13 protein-coding genes are annotated in these 20,478 nt (G+C 66.6%); 8 read left to right on the top strand and 5 right to left on the bottom strand.

Annotation, left to right across the window (positions count from 1 at the left end; genetic code table 11):
- Window positions 1-23: 23 nt before the first annotated feature.
- The 3 genes from eccCa to eccD are packed head-to-tail and all read right to left on the bottom strand — an operon-like array spanning window position 24 to window position 6,897.
- Complete coding sequence (gene eccCa, locus ASD42_RS24695; protein ID WP_056820889.1) at window positions 24-4,061, bottom strand: type VII secretion protein EccCa; 4,038 nt, start codon at window positions 4,059-4,061, stop codon at window positions 24-26.
- A gap of 9 nt (window positions 4,062-4,070) precedes the next feature.
- On the bottom strand, window positions 4,071-5,450 hold the full coding sequence (gene mycP / locus ASD42_RS24690) for a type VII secretion-associated serine protease mycosin (protein WP_056820888.1): 1,380 nt from the start codon (window positions 5,448-5,450) through the stop codon (window positions 4,071-4,073).
- Complete coding sequence (eccD, locus tag ASD42_RS24685) at window positions 5,443-6,897, bottom strand: type VII secretion integral membrane protein EccD (protein ID WP_063893733.1); 1,455 nt, start codon at window positions 6,895-6,897, stop codon at window positions 5,443-5,445. Before eccD ends, mycP begins: the two co-directional genes overlap by 8 nt.
- Before the next feature lie 229 nt (window positions 6,898-7,126).
- Between eccD and eccA the strand changes: the two genes are divergently transcribed.
- Window positions 7,127-8,950, top strand: coding sequence for a type VII secretion AAA-ATPase EccA (eccA, locus tag ASD42_RS24680; protein ID WP_056820887.1), 1,824 nt, complete (start codon window positions 7,127-7,129; stop codon window positions 8,948-8,950).
- Window positions 8,951-10,490: 1,540 nt separating this feature from the next.
- Here eccA and ASD42_RS24675 read toward each other — a convergent pair.
- Window positions 10,491-10,979: a DUF420 domain-containing protein gene (locus ASD42_RS24675; protein ID WP_063893732.1), complete on the bottom strand. Its 489-nt coding sequence runs from the start codon at window positions 10,977-10,979 to the stop codon at window positions 10,491-10,493.
- Window positions 10,980-11,137: 158 nt separating this feature from the next.
- Here ASD42_RS24675 and ASD42_RS24670 point away from each other — a divergent pair, with 158 nt between their 5' ends.
- The 7 genes from ASD42_RS24670 to ASD42_RS24640 all read left to right on the top strand — a co-directional run bounded on the left by ASD42_RS24670 (window position 11,138) and on the right by ASD42_RS24640 (window position 19,736).
- Complete coding sequence (locus tag ASD42_RS24670; protein WP_056820884.1) at window positions 11,138-11,728, top strand: TetR/AcrR family transcriptional regulator; 591 nt, start codon at window positions 11,138-11,140, stop codon at window positions 11,726-11,728.
- Window positions 11,729-11,835: 107 nt separating this feature from the next.
- The gene (locus ASD42_RS35905) at window positions 11,836-11,988 is read left to right on the top strand and encodes a transposase (protein WP_084787291.1); all 153 of its coding nucleotides are present in this window, start codon (window positions 11,836-11,838) and stop codon (window positions 11,986-11,988) included.
- Between the two features lie 1,069 nt (window positions 11,989-13,057).
- Window positions 13,058-15,619 (top strand): class III lanthionine synthetase LanKC, encoded by a 2,562-nt coding sequence (gene lanKC, locus ASD42_RS24660; RefSeq protein WP_056820883.1) that lies wholly within the window; start codon window positions 13,058-13,060, stop codon window positions 15,617-15,619.
- Window positions 15,620-16,148: 529 nt separating this feature from the next.
- The gene (locus ASD42_RS24655) at window positions 16,149-17,411 is read left to right on the top strand and encodes an MFS transporter (RefSeq protein ID WP_056820881.1); all 1,263 of its coding nucleotides are present in this window, start codon (window positions 16,149-16,151) and stop codon (window positions 17,409-17,411) included.
- A 33-nt stretch (window positions 17,412-17,444) separates the two neighbouring features.
- Window positions 17,445-17,897: a hypothetical protein gene (locus tag ASD42_RS24650; RefSeq protein ID WP_156677570.1), complete on the top strand. Its 453-nt coding sequence runs from the start codon at window positions 17,445-17,447 to the stop codon at window positions 17,895-17,897.
- Window positions 17,890-19,089, top strand: a complete 1,200-nt coding sequence (locus ASD42_RS24645; RefSeq protein ID WP_235569816.1) for a sensor histidine kinase — start codon at window positions 17,890-17,892, stop codon at window positions 19,087-19,089. Before ASD42_RS24650 ends, ASD42_RS24645 begins: the two co-directional genes overlap by 8 nt.
- Complete coding sequence (locus tag ASD42_RS24640; RefSeq protein ID WP_056820878.1) at window positions 19,086-19,736, top strand: response regulator; 651 nt, start codon at window positions 19,086-19,088, stop codon at window positions 19,734-19,736. Before ASD42_RS24645 ends, ASD42_RS24640 begins: the two co-directional genes overlap by 4 nt.
- Window positions 19,737-19,766: 30 nt before the next feature.
- Here ASD42_RS24640 and ASD42_RS24635 read toward each other — a convergent pair whose 3' ends face one another.
- Window positions 19,767-20,273, bottom strand: a complete 507-nt coding sequence (locus tag ASD42_RS24635; RefSeq protein WP_056820877.1) for a hypothetical protein — start codon at window positions 20,271-20,273, stop codon at window positions 19,767-19,769.
- Window positions 20,274-20,478 lie beyond the last annotated feature (205 nt).

The following is a 20,478-nucleotide window of genomic DNA, read 5'->3' as shown; positions in this document are numbered from 1 at the left end:
GCCCTTCTCGCGCTCAACGCCGGTCACACCGGCGGCAATTGACAGACCTGCACGAGCTCACGCCCGTGGGTGCGCGAGACCAGAAGTCCCCGTCCAGGCGGATGTTGGGCCGGTCGCACGTCACCGAGAATCACGCCCTCGTCCTTGGGTGTGCTCATCAGGAAGCCGTCGACGGACATGTCCTTCAACGGGCCGAGCACCGGATCATAGAGCGCGCGCGAGGCACCACCGGCCCGGCGGGCGATGATCAGGTGGAGGCCGATGTCGCGAGCCTGGGGGAGGAGGTCGACCAGGGGCAGCAGCGGGTTGTTCGACGCGATCATGTCGTAGTCATCGACGATCACATACACCTCGGGCCCCGTCCACCAACTGCGATCGCGCAATTGCGCGGGCGTGATGTCGGTACCCGGCATGCGCTGGGAGACGAACCCGGCGACTTCCTTCATGGTCGGCACCGAGGTCTGTGCCGAGGTCGAGTACCCGGCCAGGTGCGGGCCCTCGATCGCCCCGAGCATGGTCCTGCGGTAGTCGACCAGGATCACCCGCGCCTCGTCGGGCTGCGAGTTGGCAACGATGCCCTGCGCGATATTGCGCAGCAGGGTCGTCTTCCCGCAGCCGATATCGCCGAAGACGAGCAGATGCGGCTGTTGCTCGAAGTCGAGCACCACCGGGGTCAGTTCGGACTCACCGAGCCCGATCACGATCCGCCGATGGTCCAGGCCGATGCCGTGTGCCTCGACCTCGGCGAGGACCTGCCCACGGTCGAGCTCGAGGGGCAGCTGCCGCACCGCCGGCGCGCGTCGATCGCCGTAGAACTCGGTCAACTCGCGTTTGGCGGTCGCGACGCCCTCGGACAGGCTCGCCGGATCGACCACACTGTCGAGGCGGGGCAAGGCGATGAGCATGTGCAACTTGTCCTTGGTCATGCCCCGGCCCGGCCGGTTCATCGGCACTCCGACCGCGGCCCTGCGGTCCATGTCCGAATCCGACGGATCACCTAGGCGCAGTTCGATTCTGGTGCCGATCTGGTCCTTGACCCCGGGCCGGATCTCGGCCCACCGGTTCGCGCCGAGCATGAGGTGAATTCCGTAGGAGAGTCCGCGCGCGGCGAGCGCGAGGACCTGCGACTCGAGCATGTCGAAGTCCTCGCGGAACGCGGCCCAGCCGTCGATGACAAGGAACACGTCACCGAAGAGGTCGGCGGAGAGGGGATGGGCCTGACGTTCCTCGGCGGGCGATTCGGCCAATTGCGCGGCGAGTCTACGGAAGTCGCGCATGTTCTCGATGCCGAGGTCTAGGAAGCGACGTTCGCGCTGGCGCAGCAGCGTCGAAAGTTCGGCGACGGTGCGTCGCACCCGGTCGCCCTCCAACCGACCCGCCGCCGACCCGACCTGCGGCAGTCCGGCCAGTGCCGACAGAGTGCCGCCACCGAAGTCGAGGCAATAGAACTGCACCTGTTCAGGTGTGTGCGTCGCCGCGGCGGCCATGATGATGGTGCGCAAAGTGGTCGACTTGCCCGACTGCGGTCCGCCGACCACCGCGACGTTGCCCTGCGCGCCCGCCAGGTCGATGGTCAGCACATCGCGTTTCTGCTCATAGGGCTTGTCGACGATGCCGATGGGTAGCCACAGATTCCCATGGCGATTGCCCTGGTCACGCCAATCCTGTTCGGGCAGCATCATGTCCACGCTCGGCGAGATGTCGAGCGGTGGCAACCACACCTCGTGCGCGGGTCGGCCGTGCCCGGTCAGCCGTTCGACGACGACCTGCAGCAGTGAGCGTTCCTGCTGCGGCGCGGTGGCAGGCTCCGCACCGAGCAATTCGGAAAGATCGGGGAGCTCGACGGGCACTGGGTCGCGGGAGACCGCACGGGCCTGCGCCGGTGCGGCGGTGAACAGGCCGACCTCGCCGGCGGCCGTCGTCGCGCCTCGGCGGCTTCCGTCGCCGGCCACCGGTGGCACATAGGTGCCCGATACGTATGTCGCGTTGAACCGCAACGGATCTGACGCGTCGCTCTTGAGGTAGCCGGCGCCTGGTTGACCGGGCAGGTGGTAGGCGTCGGTGATCCCGAGCACCTGCCGTGACTCGCCGGCCGAGAAGGTCCGCAGGCCGATCCGATAGGACAGGTGCGAGTCGAGCCCACGCAGCCGGTTCTCCTCGAGCCGCTGCGAAGCGAGCAGCAGATGCACCCGCAGCGACCGGCCCAGGCGCCCGATCATCACGAACAGTTCGGCGAAATCAGGCTTCTGCGAGAGCAATTCGGAGAATTCGTCGACGATGATGAACAGCGCGGGCAGTGGGTCGAGCTGAGCGCCGTTGGTCCGGGCCTTCTCGTACTCGGTCACGTTCGCGAAATTGCCCGCCGCCCTGAGCAATTCCTGGCGACGATTCAGCTCACCGGCCAACGCGTCGCGCATGCGGTCGACCATGGAGAGTTCTTCCTCGAGGTTGGTGATCACCGCCGAGACGTGGGGGAGCGGGTCGAGGCCGAGGAAGGTCGCGCCGCCCTTGAAGTCGACGAGAACGAGATTGAGCAGGTCGGGCGAATGGGTGGTCACCATCGAAAGCACCAGTGTGCGGAGGAATTCCGACTTGCCGGAACCGGTCGCGCCGATGCAGAGCCCGTGCGGGCCCATGCCGTTCTCGGCCGACTCCTTGATATCGATATCGACCGGCGTGCCATCCAGGGTGACCCCGATCGGCACTCGCAACCGCTCGCGCGCCGAGCGCGGTCGCCACGCCGCGTCCGGTTCGATCGTCGCCGCGTCGGCGACGCCCAGCAACGTCATCAAGCCGGGGTCGCCGCTGGTCTCCTCGCCGAGGTTGACGATCTGCGCCGTCGTGGCGATCCGGTAACGTGCCATCGTCCGCCCGAAAGTCGCCGCCACCTCGTGCGATACCCGGTCCGGCCCGGCGAAGTTCTCCACCGAGCCGCCGGTGCGCGCGCCGATCCGCTCAGCGCCGACCACCAGCTGCAGGCCGCGCCGCACCGCGAGCCCGGTTTGCGGGGCGGTCAGGTCGAGCACGGTCACCGAGTCGAGTCCGGCGTCGCTGATAGTGCGTTCCGAACTGCTCACGTAGCCGTCGTCGATCACCACGACCACATGCAACCGGCCGGGTGTCGGCGCGGCGTTGCGCAGGAATCGGCCACGCTCGAGCAACTCCTCCGACAGTGCCGTCTCCAGCTCGGAAAGCGACTGGTACAGCATCCGACTCGTGCCATGGCCGTCGGTATCACGTGGATGTTGCAGATGTGGAAGCCATTTCGTCCACCGCCACGCCTGCCCATCGGGTTCGGCCGTGGCGATCGCGAAGATCATCGAGTCGGGGCCGTGGAAAGTGGCGAGCTCCATCAGGATCGAGCGAACGAGCGCTCTGCCATGTTCGCGGTCGCCTTCGATGTTGATCGCCGGGAACGCTCGCAGGGAGATCGCCGTCGGCAAGTCGTGCACGACCGAGTGGGTACGGACGAACCGTCGCAGCGCCACCGTCGCGACCGGCTCGAGATCCTCGAGCGGGCCGGTCTCCGGCCTGGCCAGTTTGGTCGCGACGCGGTGGCTGCCGACACCGACCCGGACGTGTCCGAAGTCGGGATCGGTCGGTCTGCGCTCCCACATGCGCCGGGTACCGACAAGGGCGCCCAGGTCGGCCGGATGCGGGTGACTCCACATCAGCGCCTCGCGCTGCGCGACCCCGGTGCCGCGCACATCGCGGCGCAGTTGGTCGAGGTAGCGGAAGTAGTCCTTGCGCTCCTCGTTGAGCTCGGCCGCCTTCTTGCCGCCGCCGCCGGTACGCCCCGCGAACATGCCGACCATCGACATCAGCATCATCATCGGAAACATCATCGTAAGCGGGTTGGTGAGCATCGCCTTGCCGCTCATCGTGAACATCAACCCCATCATGCCCACCATGGCGACCACCATCACCAGCGGCAGAAGCCGCTGCCACAGGGGTGCTGGGATCGGCGCGGTGATCTCCGGCGGTGCGTTGAGCACCACTTCACCGCCCGGCGGCCGCGGTGGGGCGATGCGGGCGAGTCGAATGAAACCTTGTGTACTCATCGCTGTTCCTTAGTCGTCGCCTGGCAGCACCAGCGGCGCGCGCTGTCTGCGCCGGAAGGGAATCGAGAATGCGAGCACGAGCGCGAGGACCGTCAGGCACGCGGTCGCGCCGCCGATGCTGATCCGGCGCGGCCACGGACTCGCCGGGACGGTCAGGGTCGGGCCCGCTATTGCCTTGGCCGACAAGGGGTTTACGTTTACGGCCGGTAGCACGGCGGTGAGCGCGGCGACCGGGTCGATCATGCCGGCGCCAGTGCGCGCGTCATGGCCGTTGCCTGGCGCGTGCGCGGTCGCGACAATGCGTTCCATCACCTGTCCCGCGCTCAGCCAGGGAAAACGCGCACGCACCAACGCGGCGAGCCCGGCGACGTAGGCGCTGGAGAAACTGGTGCCCGAGACCGGCGCGATCCGACCGTCGGCCTGAGGTGTGCCGTTGACCAGGCCGGTACCCCCCGGTGTCGGATCGAGCGACATCAGGTTGCTGCCCGGCGCGGCGACCGAGATCCACGGCCCGTACAGGGTGAACGGTGATGGCGACCCGTCGAGCTCGACCGAACCGACCGACAACACATACGGCGCGAACCACGCGGGTGTCGCGATCGTGCGTACCGAGTTCCAGCCCGCCGTCCCGTTCTGTTCCTTGCACGCCCCCTGCGATTGCAGATTGCCCGCTGCCGCGACAACAACGACATCGTGGTCGTAGGCGTATTTCAATGCCGCGCCGAGAGCACCGTCGACCGGACTCGTCCCGGCCGATTGACACGACACCTCGGAGATATTGATCACCGTCGCACCGGAACCGACCGCGTGCACGACCGCGTTGGCGAGCGTGGTGACCGTCCCGTACCCACCGGCTGACATGCCACCGGGCTGGTCGTTGGCGGCATAGCTGTTCTTGCCCTGATAGGCGAGGCTGGTCTGGCGGATCGCGAGCACGGTCGCGGCCGGTGCGACGCCGACGAACCCGTCGCCCCCGTCGGGCGCGGGGTGCGCGGCGATGATCCCGGCGACCAGGGTTCCGTGCCCGTCGCAGTCGGCCGTTCCGTCGGAATCGGCGACGTAGTCGCCTGCGGAGTCGACCCGCAGGCGCGGATGTCGGTTGACCCCGGTGTCGATCACCGCGATGACCTGTCCTTCACCACGACTGAACGCGTGCGCGTCAGCGAGCCCGAGCGCCTTCTGCGCCGGTGGCACGCCGACCGGCTGATGCCCGGTCCAGTTCGGCTGCGAACACAGCAGTCGCTGCTGGGCCGGCTCGGGCGGCGCGACGGGAGCGCTGGGGATCAACGCGCCCGGGTCGACAACGGGTGGTTCGATCGCCGCCGCCTCGCCCGCCTGGATCGTCGTCAGCGCCACCGCGACAACGATCGCCCTGAGCGCCTTACCCATTGCGGGCCATCGCGTAGATATCGATGATCCAGAAGACGAGCGGCCCGATCAGGCAGATCATCAAGTACTCCAACAACTCAGCGGCCCGCTGCACCACCGGGGAAATCTCCAGATTGGGTCCGGCCACTCCGATGAGCATCGCCAAGGCGGCGACAACGAGCAGCGCGCCCGCCATGAGCAGCGCTGAGTCTTGCAGACCGATACCGAAGAGCACAGTGGGCACGATCAGCGCGACACACCCGCCGAGCACCATGACCGCAGCCTGCGTCAGATCCGAGAACGCCCGCCCGCGCCTGGCGAGCACGATCCCGACCGCGACTGCCAAAAGTCCTGTCTGCCAGAGATGTTCGGTCGCCGAGGCGACGACCATGATCGTCGAGAACACCGTCGCGACGACGATGCCGACCACCATCCCGGTCTGATAGTCATTGGCGAGTCGCGACCGCTCGCCGAGTCCCGCGGCCGACGGAATCGCCGTCGCGCCGATCGCGCCGATGCCCTCGATGGTCGGTCGCGGTTCGTGATCGCGCGGATCGATCACCCCACCGGCGGTCGGCACCGGCGGCACCGGCAATCGCGCCGCCGCCACCGCCATGCGGGGCACGAGGGTGATCCCGAGCAGCGCGAAGAAGATAACGCCCGCAGCCACTTTCGCCGGTGCTACCGACCACACCGTCGAAACACCGGTCGCCGCGGTACCGAACGACGCGAAGGTGATGACCGAGGTGAACATGGTCGGCCGCACCGCGAGCAGCCGCATCGTGATCACCGACAGCAGTACGACCGCGGCGCAGCCGAGCAGCACATGCGCCGCTCCGAGGGGGCCGGGGACAAGCGCGACGGCCCCCGTCCCCGCGAGCGCGAGCCCGCAGAAGGCGAGCACGGTCGCGGGCAGAGTCGCCGCGTAGAAGCGCGCGACAAGGCCGGCACCGACCAGGGTCAGCAATCCCACGCTCAGCCCGCTCACACCCGCGACGACGCCGAGCCCGTCCCCGGCGGCGACAAGTAGGAGCAGGCACGCACCGAGCACCGCCCCGATCGTGCCGGCGAGCCCGACCCGACCGGCCGTCGCGGCGGTCCAGCTGGCGAAGGCGTTGTCGGTCAGGCGGGCGACCGCGTCGATGACATCGTCGAAAAGTGCCGGCGCCTCGACCGAATCGACCGCACGCAGCACGAGCAGGTCGCCGTCGAACACCTCGGCCTCGGTCAGCGTGCGGACCGGGTCGATCGCGGTGTGACCGAGCCGCGACAGCGTCCAGTGCTGCGCGGCGAGCGGTCCGTCTTCCTCGTTCTCCGACAGGTCGGGATTGCGCGAGGCAACCAGATCGACAACGTCGGGAATGAAATTGGCGATCGGGACCGTCGCAGGCAGCACCACATCGACCTGGGTGTTTCCGCCGATGATCGAGACCCGGCACAGTTGCGGCTCGATCGCCGTTGACTCCATCACGTGACGACTCCCGAATTCCCTGGTTACGACGTTCGGACCGTAGCAACGCACAGTTGGCGCGGCAGGTCGCGACGGAGGTGTTCGTCTCGTCGTAACCGTCGACCAGAGCGCGACATGCGGTTTCGTAAAAAGTGTCGGCCGTGGCACGTGAACTGCCGATGAACCCGGGGTGGTTGAGATCAGCGTGCAGGTGCCACCGGCCGGTACTGGGGCTAGGTTCGCGTGCATGTCAGCGATTCGGCAAGCACAACAGATCTTCGACGCGGGCGTCCTCTCGCTCGGTCTGCCTGTCGATGGGCAGCAGGCCGCCAAGAACCTCGACTACGCCAAGGTCGCCTTCCGGCGGGCGACCGAACTCGACCCCGACATGTGCGACGCCTGGCTCGGCCGGGTAGCGGCCGGCGAAATGACCCAGGAAACCCTGCGCCACCTGCACCGCACCTCGACCACCTCCCTCCTGCGCGAGCAGCGTCGCCTCGGCCTCCCGCCGCGCCAACTCGCCGGTCGGTTCCACATCGGCCAGTTCATCGACTACCCGGTGGCCGGCCTCACCGAAATCTGGCTCGCGCAAGCGATGCGGCTCATCGACGACAAGGAGTTCGACGAGGCCGAGGAACTGCTCACCGAACTGGACAAGCGCCGCGCCGCCCTCGCCGATGATCCCGATCGCGTCGTCGACGACCGGGTCTGCGCCTACGCGCGCGGCGTCCTGTATTTCACCGCCCAACTGTGGCCCGATGTGATGGCCGTGCTCGCCGGCTCGGCCGAATGGCAAGACCAGTACATGGCCGCCGGCGCGCACGTCATGGTCGGCACCGCCTGCGCGCACCTCGGCCTGTTCGGTGAGGCGACGCGCCGCCTCGAACTGGCCGAACGCGGCCCGATCCCGTCCGCCCGTACCGCCGCGATGTATTGCCGGGGGCTGGCGCTGCGCGAACAGGGCAATGAGGACGAGGCGCGCGCCCTGTTCGAGACGGTGTACACCCAGGTCCCCGGCTTCGCCGCGAACGCCCAGGCGATGTCGGACCCCAAGTTCCGCATCCTGGTCACCAACCGCGAGCAGATCGAGGCGCGAACCAACCGCTGGGACCCCGCATCGGCGCCCTCGCTCGAGGAAGCAGCCGAAGAGGAACAGCACCACAGAGCCGAGACGATCCTGGCGTCCGCCCGCGCTGAATTGACCGCGCAAATCGGTCTCGCCGCGGTGAAAGTACAGGTCGCCAAGCTGCAATCGTCGGCGACCATGGCCAAGATCCGCGCCGACAAGGGCCTCAACAGCATGCCGCGCGGCCAGCACCTGGCCTTCACCGGCCCGCCGGGCACCGGCAAGACGACCATCGCCCGCGTCGTCGCCAAGATCTACTGCGGCCTCGGCCTTCTCAAAACCGACAAGGTCGTCGAAGCCAAACGCGCCGACTTCGTCGGTCAGCACCTCGGCTCGACCGCCATCAAAGCCAACGCGCTCATCGACTCGGCGATGGACGGCGTCTTGTTCGTCGACGAGGCATACACCCTGATCCAAAGCGGTCTCTCCGGCGGTGACGCGTTCGGTCGCGAAGCTGTCGACACATTGCTGGCCCGCATGGAAAACGATCGCGACCGCCTGGTGGTGATCATCGCGGGCTACGACGGCGAGATCGACCGGTTCCTCGCCAGCAACGACGGCCTGGCTTCCCGCTTCGCCAAACGCGTCAAATTCGACTCCTACTCACCTGACGAGCTCTGCGAAATCGGCCGCTTCATCGCCAACAAACGCGACTCGACCACCTCCGACGACGCCATCGACCTCCTACGCACCGCGTGCACCGACCTCTACACCGCCGAGGACACCGATCAAAGCGGCCTACCCCGCCGCGGCATCGACCTCGCGGGCAACGGCCGCTTCATCCGCAACATCATCGAAGCGGCTGAGGAAGAACGCGAATACCGTCTAGCCATGAACGAGTCCCTCGACCCGTACGCCCTGGACGAGGCAACCCTCATGCGCATCGAAGCCGAAGACATGCGCAAAGCCCTGGAAATAGTCCTTGCCACCCTCACCGCCTGCTAACCGTCCCTACAGACCCCGAACGGGCTGTGGCCCCCGCCAATTCCAGGCGGTCGAAGCTGACGAGCAGAATGATTCGTACGTGGATGCCGGCAACGGGTTGCCGCGCAGGACGGCAGGATTACCTTCATCGGTTGTACAAGGACACGTGACTGTAGTCGGAGGTTGCACGGGGGTTGGATCTGTACCACTTCAAGGCGGTGGTCAATCCCGCACTGGCTGCGGGTAGCCAGCATCCTTGCCTCTACATCGATGAGCTTGCGCCAGAAGCCTGGGATCGGTTGGACAACTGGCGGGCACACTGTCTCGAGTTGAGTCGGACTTGCCCGCAGCGGAGACCTCGATCGCGTCAGGGACATGTACCTGTTGTTCACCACTGCCCGCCGCGATCCGGGGTGGCGCTCAACTGCGGGCCACCCCCGCCGCGGGTGCCTGCCGTGCCCGGGTTGACGCCGATCGCGAGATACCACCGGCGCGACCACACATCGAGTGCTTGCCAGATCTGGCCATGCCGGTGCTACTGATCACCGGCGCCGACGATGTGGAGTACTTTCGCGTCATCGCCTAGAGCGTTGCGGCGATGGTTCCCGACGTTCGCTGTCCAGCCAGGATCGCGACGACAGCTGAGTCGACCGGGTGTTGGTCGGGGCGCTTCGGGAGCGGTCGCGATGATGGCTATGGCGACTGCATCTTGGCGCCCCCGAGGGCGTCTTGGCTATGTGCCCCATGATCACCTTGTACCACCCGATGGCGGTATCCTGGAGGGTCGCGGCCCACACGGTCGGACGTGGGTCACGGACGGGTCTTCCAGTCGAGCGGACGAGGGGCTTGGTCGTTTCTCATCCTGCCGCCCGAAGGCCCGTCCCCTTCGGCTCACCCCTTCGCCAGCGTCAGCAACATCATGACCCGCAACAGTTAGCCAGCCGTTTTCGCGACTGCCGCCCTGTGAAGGCCCACAAGAACCGACCGACGCGAGCAGGTCTGGCGTCGCTGCGCCGGTCGGACGTTTGGTGCTCAGTCGAGCTTGGGGTCCGGAGTAGGGCTCTGGTGTGGCCGTGACGAGCTGGATGTGCTTGGAGGCGATGCTGTCGGTCGGTGACAGCTGGTAGGAGTCCACTGGGGTCGGTGCCGTGTGCGTGCAACAGGCACCGCGAGTCGCGGCTGCGGGAGACGTTTACGCTCGCTGCCCACAGTCGTTGAGCTTCCCTGTTCGGGGCCGGTGCGGCAACGAGTTCTTTTGCCTGTGCCGACGTCCGGTGCTTGCCGAGTGCGGCTTTCAACATTGCGACCGTCCAAGAACGTTCGCTGTCGGGATCGGCGAGGATGGTTTGCTGTGCTCGCTGAACATCCATACCGGTATCGATCCCATGTCATCGATGCAGTTCAGGGCATTGGCGAACAAGTCGTTGCGCGACAATACATTCGACATCGGGTCGATGTATGCGGCCAGGATGCCTCGGGCCTGGAGGCGCTAGAGGTTGACCGCCAATGAGGGATCGGCTCGCACGCAGGCTCGCAGGTAGGTACGAACTTCCGCTGCCGGTCAGGCGACGAACGCGAGCCAGTAGAAGACCCAGCAGGACACCGCGGTCAAGGTCATGTCGATCGCCGCGACCTTGGCCCACCGCCGGTGCCACGCGGCGTGCGCGCCCGGGTGCGGCGGATTGCCGAAATTGCGCACCGCCCGCACGATCACCACCGGCCACAACAGCACCGAGGTGACCGCGAACACCAGGTGGATCACCAGCGATATCCACACCGCGGTGGACGCCGTGCCGCCCACGACTCCCGCGGAGCGCTCCTGCCAGCCATTGAAGCGCACATCCAGCTCGAACAGCACGACGGCAACCAGCAGCGCGACACCCAGCCCGAGCTGGACTCCGCGGTGCAGCCGGAACCGCCGGCCGACCTTGACCTGGTACACACTCCATCCGAGGGCGAGCACCACCAGCACCATCAACGTCACCATCATGTCCATCGAGAACGATGCCCTCGTGCCGAGGAAGCCGTCGATCCCACTAAAGTCGTTCATCGAAGTAACTCCGTGTCGTCGGGTGCGCGGCGCAGATCTGACCAGGTTCGGGCCGCACACGAACCCATCTTGGAGACAGGGTGTCTCTAAGAGCTCGACGGCACGTTAGCACGCACCCGAACTGGAACAGACACGGGGAAAGGAAGCAGCCGAAGTCCATGCCCAAGATCAATGCGGACAGCGTCCGCGCGCATCGCGCCCAAGTACTCGCGGCGCTGATCGACAGCGCCGAATTCCTCCTGACCCAGGACAGCGGCACCACCCTGACCGCCGGCGCGGTGGCGGCCCGCGCGGGAATCGCCCGCAACAGCATCTACCGCTACGTCGACTCGATCGACGATCTGATCGAGATGGTGGCCACCCGCGGCTTTCCGCGTTGGACGGGCGCGGTCCGCGACGCGGTCGAGGCCGCGCCGACACCGGCCGCAGGCGTGGTGGCGTACGTGCGCGCCAACGTCGAGCAGGCCGTCGACGGGGATCATGCCTGGCGCACCGCGCTCTCGCGGATGAACCTCTCGGCGCCCGCGCGGGCGAGGGTGATCGCACTGCACACCGAACTGGCCGACCTCCTGCGCGTGGAGCTGTCCGCAGCGGCGGTGACGAATCCCGCCTTGGTGACGGCGTCGCTACAGGCGCTGGTCGACGCGTGCGTGCGCCGGGTCGACGCGGGAGACGACCCGGCCGCGGTCATCGACTACGCGGGCCGCGTCGCCACGATCCTCGTCAGCGAGGCAACGGCCGCACCGTAGCCGACTGCGCATGCAGGCGGTTGAAGGTCGACGCGGGTCGGGCTTAGGGCTGCTAACAGGTTCTGGCAGGTAACGACGAGTTCTGTTGTAGTGCAGGATATTGCGTCGTGGCAGCGCCGTGGATCATGGACGACCAGCTGTGGTCAGTGATCGAACCGCTACTACCGGTCAAGGCGGCGGGAACACCGGGACCGGCACGGATGAACGATCGGCTTGTCCTGCAAGGGATCTTGTTCGTGCTGATCACCGGCATCGGGTGAGAGGATCTGCCCCGAGAACTGGGATTCGGGTCCGGGATGACCTGCTGGCGTCGGCTACGCGACTGGCAGGCCGCCGGGGTATTCGAGGCCATGTACACCATGATCTCGCGCACTACCACCGCGCGGGATTGATCGATTTCGACCGCGTCATTCCCGACGGCTCGCACGTGCGGGCCAAAAAGGGGCGCCGACACCGGCCCAGCCCGGTCGACCGCCGCAAAACATCACATCCCATATCTGCTTGGTAAGCTGGGAATTCTGGAAAGAGAGCTGAATCCAGATAGCCCCGCTATTCGCAGTTTTGGGAGACAGTTGGAGCATTCCGGGATTCTCGATATTGAAACGATGAGTGAATTGCGGACAACTCGTGCGATGCGGAATCGTATTGTGCACGGCCAAGAAAATTCTTACTCGCTCGCCGATATCGAGAATGCGACAGATCGGCTGGCTGACTTTACGACACGCCTCGTTCAACAAGTTGATGGGCGAAGGCCGCCGGAAGACACAGGAGAGCCCGAAGCTGATTCAGATGCGGAGCTCTAACTGAGGAAGGAGCAGTTGAATGTCTCCTTTTTGGTATCGGCTGGTACCGCATCTCTACACCATGTTCAGCCCGGATCTCCGGACAACTGGAACCCGCGACAGGTGGTGGCCTGTCGAAATCCCGTCAACCCGACACTGAAACCACTCTGACCTCGGGTGGAGGGCTTTCTGTGCCCGGAAACTTGGCGTGTTCTGCCCGATATGGTCGTGAGCAGTTCGCGGCACTGGTCGGAGTTCGGCAGCGCGTCGGTGCGGATGCGCACGGCCAGCTTCTCTGTGTCACTCCCTGCAGTGCGGCCACCACAGCCACGGTCGGGTCGAGCTGTCCCTGACCGTGAAGTAGCCACCGCGCTTCGATCCGCGCGAGGGCGCCTTCTACCGCGGGGCGATGAGGGTGGTCATCGTGGGGCGGTAGGGGAAATCCGCGACTGAGCACTGATTCGGCGAGAGGTGTGCGGCGGTCATTCTGGAGTCCGTTCGATCGACCGACGAACGGCTTTCACTACCTGAGAAGGGTTGGACCGCAATGCTTCACGACGCCGCGTTCTTGCTCGCCGACCCCGACTACTTCCAGCCCGTCGAGCGCACCGATCCTGGTCGGCGATATGCCCCCACAGTGCCACCGGCTGGGTGGGCGCGGGGGGAATCGGGGGTGTGGACCTATTGGCTGCCGCCCGAGGTTGTACTGCCTGATCAGGGCTGGAAGGTTCACGTCTCCAGTTCGCTGGACAACACCCATCTGGTGTTGGACGTCGTCGCGGGTGTGTGTGGCGAGCTCGGGGTGCCGTTCAAGCATCTGACCGGGCGGACCTTCTTCGGGTGGTTGCACAGCAAGCACGGCAGTCGGGTGCAGAGCGGGAAATTCTGTGCGCTCTATCCGCCGACACCGCAGTGTGCGCACGAGGTGCTGGTGCGGCTGGAGCGGGAACTCGCCGGCATCGCCGGACCGTATGTGCTGACCGACCGCCGGTTCGGGAGCTCACAGTGTGTGTCCTATCGGTTCGGTGCGTTCCGCCCGAGCTATCGGCTGCAGGCCGACGGTTCCACGTTGCCCACGTTGCGGGGTGTCGACGGTACGGAGGTCCCCGACGAGCGACGTCCCGAATTCTTTTTGCCTGCCGGGGTGGTGGATCCGTTCGCGTCGTCGCCGGAGCCGCTCGACGAGGAGCCCGAGGTCAGCTTTCACGGTTACACCTTCGAGGCGGTGCTGCGCCACAGCAATGCGGGCGGCGCCTATCGGGCCCGTGATCTGGAGGGGGCAGCCTGTTTCGTCAAGGAGGCCCGCGGCCACAACGGCTACGTAGGCGTGCAGGATGCGCGGCGACGTCTCGAGCAGGAGTACCTGACGTTGCGCGCGCTGCACGCGGCGGCGCCCGGACTGGCGCCGCGACCCGTCGAGTTGTTCACCGAGTGGGAGCACACCTACCTCGTCACCGAGTTCGTGCCGGGCCGCACGCTCACCAGCTGGATGGTCGCCACGACACCGCTGATCCACGCGGGCGCGAACGCGACGACGATCGCCGCCTACTACCAGCGGTGCCGCCATATTCTCGACCAGGTCACCGCGCAGATCGCCACCTTGCACCGGCTCGGCTACGCCTTCGTCGACATCAGCCCGGGCAACGTGCTCGTCGCCGACGACGACACCGTGCGGCTGATCGACGTGGAAGCTGTTCAGCGACTGGATCATCCACTCGGACTCCTGTCCACCCCGGGCTTCATGCCGCCGGAGTTGCGAACGACCGCGGGGCGCTCGAAGGCCGACCCACGCTATGTCGATTCCTATGGGTTGGCCGCGCTCGCGCAGATGCTCATCTTCCCGATGCACGAAGTGGCCGAGCGGTCACCGCAGTGCTTGGACCATCTCCTCGCCGATCTCACTGAACTGGCGGCACCACCGCGGCAGCTGTGGGACGCGGTAGTGCGCTATCGGGGCAGCGAACACGGGCCGAGTCTGCCGGATCCGGGTGCTGTACGGGCCGACCCCGTTGCCGCGCTGCACTGGCTGCGCGACCGCACCGCTGATGCGCTGGTTCAGACGTCCGATCTGTATCCCTTCGGGCCGGAGGGACACAGGACCAATACGCGCGGTATCGCCCACGGTACGGCAGGCGTGCTGCACGCATTGCGACTGGCGGGATGCGCCATCGACCCGGCGGTGGTCACGCGATTGCGCGATGAATCCCTGGCCGCCCGCGGCGACACCTGCCCCGGCCTGCTGTTCGGCAATGCCGGAATCGCCTGGGTCCTCGACGATCTCGGTGAACGCGAGGCAGGCTTGGCCTTGCTCGCTGCCGCGAGCGAGCATCGATTGAGTACCGAATCTGCCACTTGGGGCGGAGGTGCGGCCGGTGTTGCCATGGCGCACTTGGCGTTTCACCATCGAACCGGCGACTTCGCCCACCTCGAACACGCCCACCGACTGCTGAGCGGGTTGCCCGAGGATCTGGTTCCCCTGCTGGGCGCCGACAATGCTTCCGGGCTGGTGCACGGTAGACCCGGTGTCGCGTTGGCGCTGTACTACCTGGCCGCGTTCACCGGCGAGCAGCACCACTTCGAGCGCGGCCTGCGGTTGCTGCGCGACGAACTCGTCCATGCGGAGCCGATCCCGTTGGACGCCCTGGGTTTTCGCGCCTCGGAGCGCGACCTCCGCGTGATGCCCTACCTCGCATCCGGGAGCGCAGGCTATGCGCAGGTGCTCGCTCGGTATCTGAACAACTACGACGAGCCGGAGCTGGCGGACAGCTTGCGCGGTTGCCTGCGAGCGCTGAGTATCCGCTTCACGGCCGCTCCTGGACTCTTCCATGGGCAAGCGGGAATGGCTCTGGTACAAGCGGATTCGGCATTTCGAGCCGACCTCTCGGCCGGTGCGGTGTCGCGATTGACCGCACTGTTCAAATACGCGATCCCCGGCGAGACCGGCGTGCGCTGGCTCGGCGGACACGGTCAACGACTCAGTGCCGACCTGGCGACCGGATCCGCGGGTGTCCTACTGGCCCTGCACCACGCCCTGACCGGCTTCCCTGATCCGTTGTTCACCCTCGACGCGGCCGTGCCTGCACCAGTAGCCCAGCCCGTCGAGCGGTAGACGACCACCAGACCACACACCCCACCACATCCCAGAGGAGGTGAACATCATGATCCAGATCCTGAAGCTGCAGGCCGAGACCGCCAAGAACGACGGCGAAGACGCCGGCTGGAGCACCCTCAGCATGGCCAACTGCACCAACGGCCACGAAATGCAGTGAGCCCCGGACGATCCGAATACACCTGAAGGGAGGTGATCACCATGGTCGAGATCTTGAAGCTGCAAGCCGCGACCGCCAAGAACGAGGGCGAGGACGGCGGCTGGAGCACCTGGAGTGTCCAGAACTGCACCAATGTTCACGAAATGTAGTGAGCACCAGTAATTCGAAGGGAGGTGAACACCATGACCCAGATCCTGAAACTGCAGGCCGAGACCGCCAAGAACGACGGCGAGGACGCCGGCTGGAGCACCCTCAGCATGCAGAACTGCACCAACGCCGTCGAGGCGTAGAGGCACGAAACATCCACTGGGCGCGGGCCTTCCAAGGCCCGCGCCCAGTGATTCTCCGTTATCCGGCAAGGAACCGACCATGGGCGATCTACTCTCGACACGACAGATTTCGGATCTGCGGCGCTATACCGTCGCCCAGGTCGCCTCGACCTTCGGAAGCGCGCTGACCAGCACCACGGTCTCCGTTACCGCTGTCGCTGTCCTCGGTGCAGGGCCGCGCGAGGTGTCATTGGTGGTCGCCGCGTCGGCGATGCCGCCACTGGTACTCGGACCTTTCGCCGGCGTCCTGCTCGACCGAGTGAGCCGGCCACGAAGGTTGCTGATCGTCGCTGATCTGATCGCGGCTTCGGCGATCGCGGTCTGTGCGGTGGCGGCGTTCGCTCGCGTACTGACCGTGACCACTCTGATCGGTCTGTCCCTGACGCTCGGGGTGACCGGGGTTGCGCGAGCGGGACTGTACTTTTCGCACTTGAGCACCCTCGGTGTGCGGGATCTGAGCACCACACGAGCACGACTGCAATCGAATTCGCTGCTCGCGCGCTCGGCCGGGGCCTCGGTGGCGGGGCCGTTGCTCACCGCCGTCGGCGCGGCGGTGATGTTCAGCTGCGATGTGCTGACGTATCTGTTCAGCGCCTTTTGCCTCGCGGGCCTGTCGACACCCGATCACCGGGAGACCGCTCAACGAGGCGGCATCGCCCGCGAATTCGCCGATGGGGTCCGTGTGCTGCGCGACTCGAAGGTGCTGGCCGCTTTGGCGCTGTATCTGCTGATCGGCGGCGCGGCGTCCGGCGGTGTGGCTGCCATGCGTGCGGTGTTCCTGCTCAACGACATGCGAATCCCGGTATCCGCGTACGGTATTCCCGCTGTCGCCGCCACCTTGTCCGCGGCTCTCGGCGCGCTTGCGGCACCACGCATCCTCGCTGCCGGGATCTCGGCCGACCGAGTGCTGCGAGCGACCGTTCTCGCCGCGGCGGCCTGCGCGCTCGCGTTACCCCTGACCACCGGTTCATTCCCGCTCGCCCTGCTGATCGTGTGCGCGAGTACCGCACTGCCGACGTTCTTCGGCGCGATCATGAACATCGCCCTGATCACGGTGATGGGCACCGACGTGGGTGACCGCTACTTCGCGCGCGTGGGGGCACTGCTCGGCACCGGCACCACCGCGGCCAACCTGGCGGGCGCGCTACTCGGCGGCGTGCTGGGCGAACACTTCGGCGTCCGCACAGGGATCTGGGTGTTCGTTCTCGCCGACCTGTTGGCCGCCGTCGCCTTCGCTTCGGTGTTCGCCCGGCGTCACCGTGCAGCCTCTGCGAGTTCGCGCACGCAGATGGCGAAGGCATAGCCCCGAATACCCTGTCGTGGGACACTTCTGCCCATGACAGCACGCACTTTCGTAGTCGTGTACGCAGTGGACGAAGGTGGCGCCACCGGCCTGCCGGTCGGCCGGGCGACTCTGCTCGAGCGGGAATTCGCCCTCGCGCACCCGCCGTTGGCCGCGTGCCTCGCTGAGCGAGAAACGCCACTGCGGCTCGGAGTGTTCAGCGCGGCGCACGAATACGGCGAAGTGGTCGATGTCTCGGCGACGATTGTCGTGCCGGAAGCGCCGGACATCGTGCTGCTCCAACTGGCCGAAATCTCGGCGGCACCGCCACGCGGGGTTCCGGTCACTCTCGGTGAGATCGACGGCGGGCTGGCCGAACCGAGTCGCGACGACGTCATCGCGGCCGTGCGCAAGGTACTCACCGAGGTCGCCGCCGCGACCCCGCCGCCGGCGATGTCTATCGGCAACCCACTGACCTGGGTATGGAAGCTCCTTGGCGGTGGCTGAACTCGGCCCCGAGACCACACGGCTACGCCGCCTCGCCGACGTCGCACTGGTCGTCGCTGTCGGTGGTATCGATCTGGCGGCGTGGGGTGGCGATCGTCAGCTCATCGGCGGCGGTTCGCTACCGTTGTGGGTGGTGCCGACCGCGGCTGTCCTGCTGTGTACGACGCTGCTGGCGCGCGGACGTTTTCCGATCGCGGTGTGGGCGGTGGCCTGGGGATTCACCGCGGTGAATTTCGTTGTGCCGACGTATTTCCCGGTCGGTTATCTGCTCGTCGCCACTTTCGCGGCTGCCTGCCGGGTGTCCGCGTCCGCGGCTCGACTGATCCTCGCCGGGTCCGCGCTCTCGCTCGGACTGTTCACCTATCACAACGGGCTGGCCGGAGCCGCTGGGCCGGAGCTGAGTCACTACCTCGTCGCCGGAACGATGTGGGCATTGGCACTCGGTGTCGTGTGGGGTGTGGGCCGCCTGCTCTATCTGCGCGAGCACCGCGCGCTGGCGACGCAGGCGCGCCTGGCCGCCGAGGCCGAGGCCGCATTGGCGGCGCAACGGCTGCGGCTGGCGCACGAGCTGCACGACAGCCTGTCCGGTGCGGTGGCCGCGATGATCCTGCACGCCGCGGCCGCCCGCGCGTTCACCCCCGACGGTCATCCGAAGGTAGCCGAAGCCTTGGCGGTTATCGAACGAGCAGGGACACAGGCGATGGGCGAACTACACGACCTGCTCGGACTGTTGCGCGCCCCCATCGACGTCTCGCGCGCGGCGCACTCCCGTGGCAGCGCACCGGCCACACTCGAGAGCCTGATCGAGCTGAATCGCGCCGGTGGGCTGCGTATTCGCCTCGACACCGATGGCACCCGTCCACCGAACGTCGACCCCGACATCGACCTGGCGGCCTACCGGCTCGTGCAGGAATCGCTGACCAACGTCGCCAAACACGCCGGCGCCGGTGCGACCGTCGATATCAGCATCGGCTGGCATCGCACCAGTGTGACCGTCGCGGTGCGCAGTACGGGCGGGGACGGCCCCGTCCCGCAGGTCGATCGACTGTCCACTCACCAGGGCTTGGCCGGGCTGACTCAACGATTGCAAACACTTAGTGGCACCGTCGAATACGGCCCAGACGGCACCGGCTGGTCCGTGGTCTCGGAGATACCGTTGAGCCCCACCGCAATCCAGGAGAGCGCCTCGTGACGATCAGTGTGATCATCGCCGAAGACGAAGCCCTGGTGCGCGCCGGTGTCGTATTGCTACTCGGCGGCATCTCCGACATCGAGGTGGTGGGTGAGGCAAGTGACGGCACCACGGCGATCGAACTCGCCGCGGCAGTCCAGCCCGATGTGGTTCTGATGGACCTGCGCATGCCGGGGACCGATGGAATCAGCGCCACCCGAAAAATCTGCGAATCCATCGACGCACCAGCAGTTCTCGTGCTCACTACCTTCAACGAACAGCAGGCTGTGCAACAAGCCCTCGCCGCGGGTGCCAGCGGATTTCTCCTCAAGCACGCGGCACCCGCAGACCTCGCCGAGGCGATTCGCGCCTGCGCCGCGGGGGAAGGCTGGCTCGATCCCGCCGTGGTCAGCGGCGTCCTGACCGCACTGAGATCGGCTACCCCGCCTACCTCCGCTACACCAGGAACCGTGGCCGGGCTGACCAACCGGGAGCGTGAGGTGCTGGTGTTGATGGCGATGGGATACGCGAATGCCGAGATCAGCGCTCGTTTGTTCATCAGCGAAGCCACCACCCGCACCCACGTCTCCCACGTCATCGCCAAAACCGGTTCTCGCGACCGCACCCAGGCGGTGGTGCTCGCCTACCGCAGCGGCCTGATGTGCTGAGGCGGGGCGGGAGTCCGCCCGGATGCGCTGTCAGTTGAGCTGGGGCGAAAGAAGCTGTCCGCGAAGGTCTCTAGCCGGGAAACGCTGCGGCTGGTGCCCCGGACTCGCTGAAGCATCCACATCTTTGGTCCCCAGTGCCGCTGCCACGGTAGCCAGCGACGCGAGGGTCGCGATGGATGCTCCGGCCATCGCGAGATAGCCGCCGGCGAGCGTGATCTGATCCCACGACAAGATCATTGTCGCGATGAAGGCGATCGTCACGACGGCGTCGATCGCGACGACTCCCACGATCCATCCCCCCTCGCCGACCTCGCGGCTGCCCCACGCCGTGACGAACGCGGCGACGAGGCACAGTGCTCCGATGAGGTACAACATCGGGGTCGACAGGCCGTCGTCGAGTTTCCAGATGTCTGCCGCGAGCGCGAATGACGCTATGCCGGAAGCTGCGTTCGCCGCCGCGGCGACCTGGATGACACTTCGGTTCAACAACGGCGGCCTGCTCGCGGTGTTGCTCGGGCTCTGTTCCTTGGTGGACATACGAGGCTCCTGATCAGTAGGAGAAACGGAGGTTCGCGGTCGTGACCGGTCGTGGGTTTCGTGCGGGAGTGGTTCAGGACAGGGTGGCTGTTCACGTGGCGATGCGGTCGGCGATCGCCGAGCTATGGCTTTCCGGTGCGCGCCATGCCCCGGAAACACCTGAGCGGAGCCGCGAATGAGTGATCCGCGGCCCCGCTCAGGGGCG

The sequence above is a fragment of the Nocardia sp. Root136 genome (assembly GCF_001427185.1).
In the GTDB taxonomy this organism is placed as follows: Bacteria; Actinomycetota; Actinomycetes; order Mycobacteriales; family Mycobacteriaceae; genus Nocardia; species Nocardia salmonicida.
This window is presented reverse-complemented; position numbering and strand designations above follow the sequence as displayed.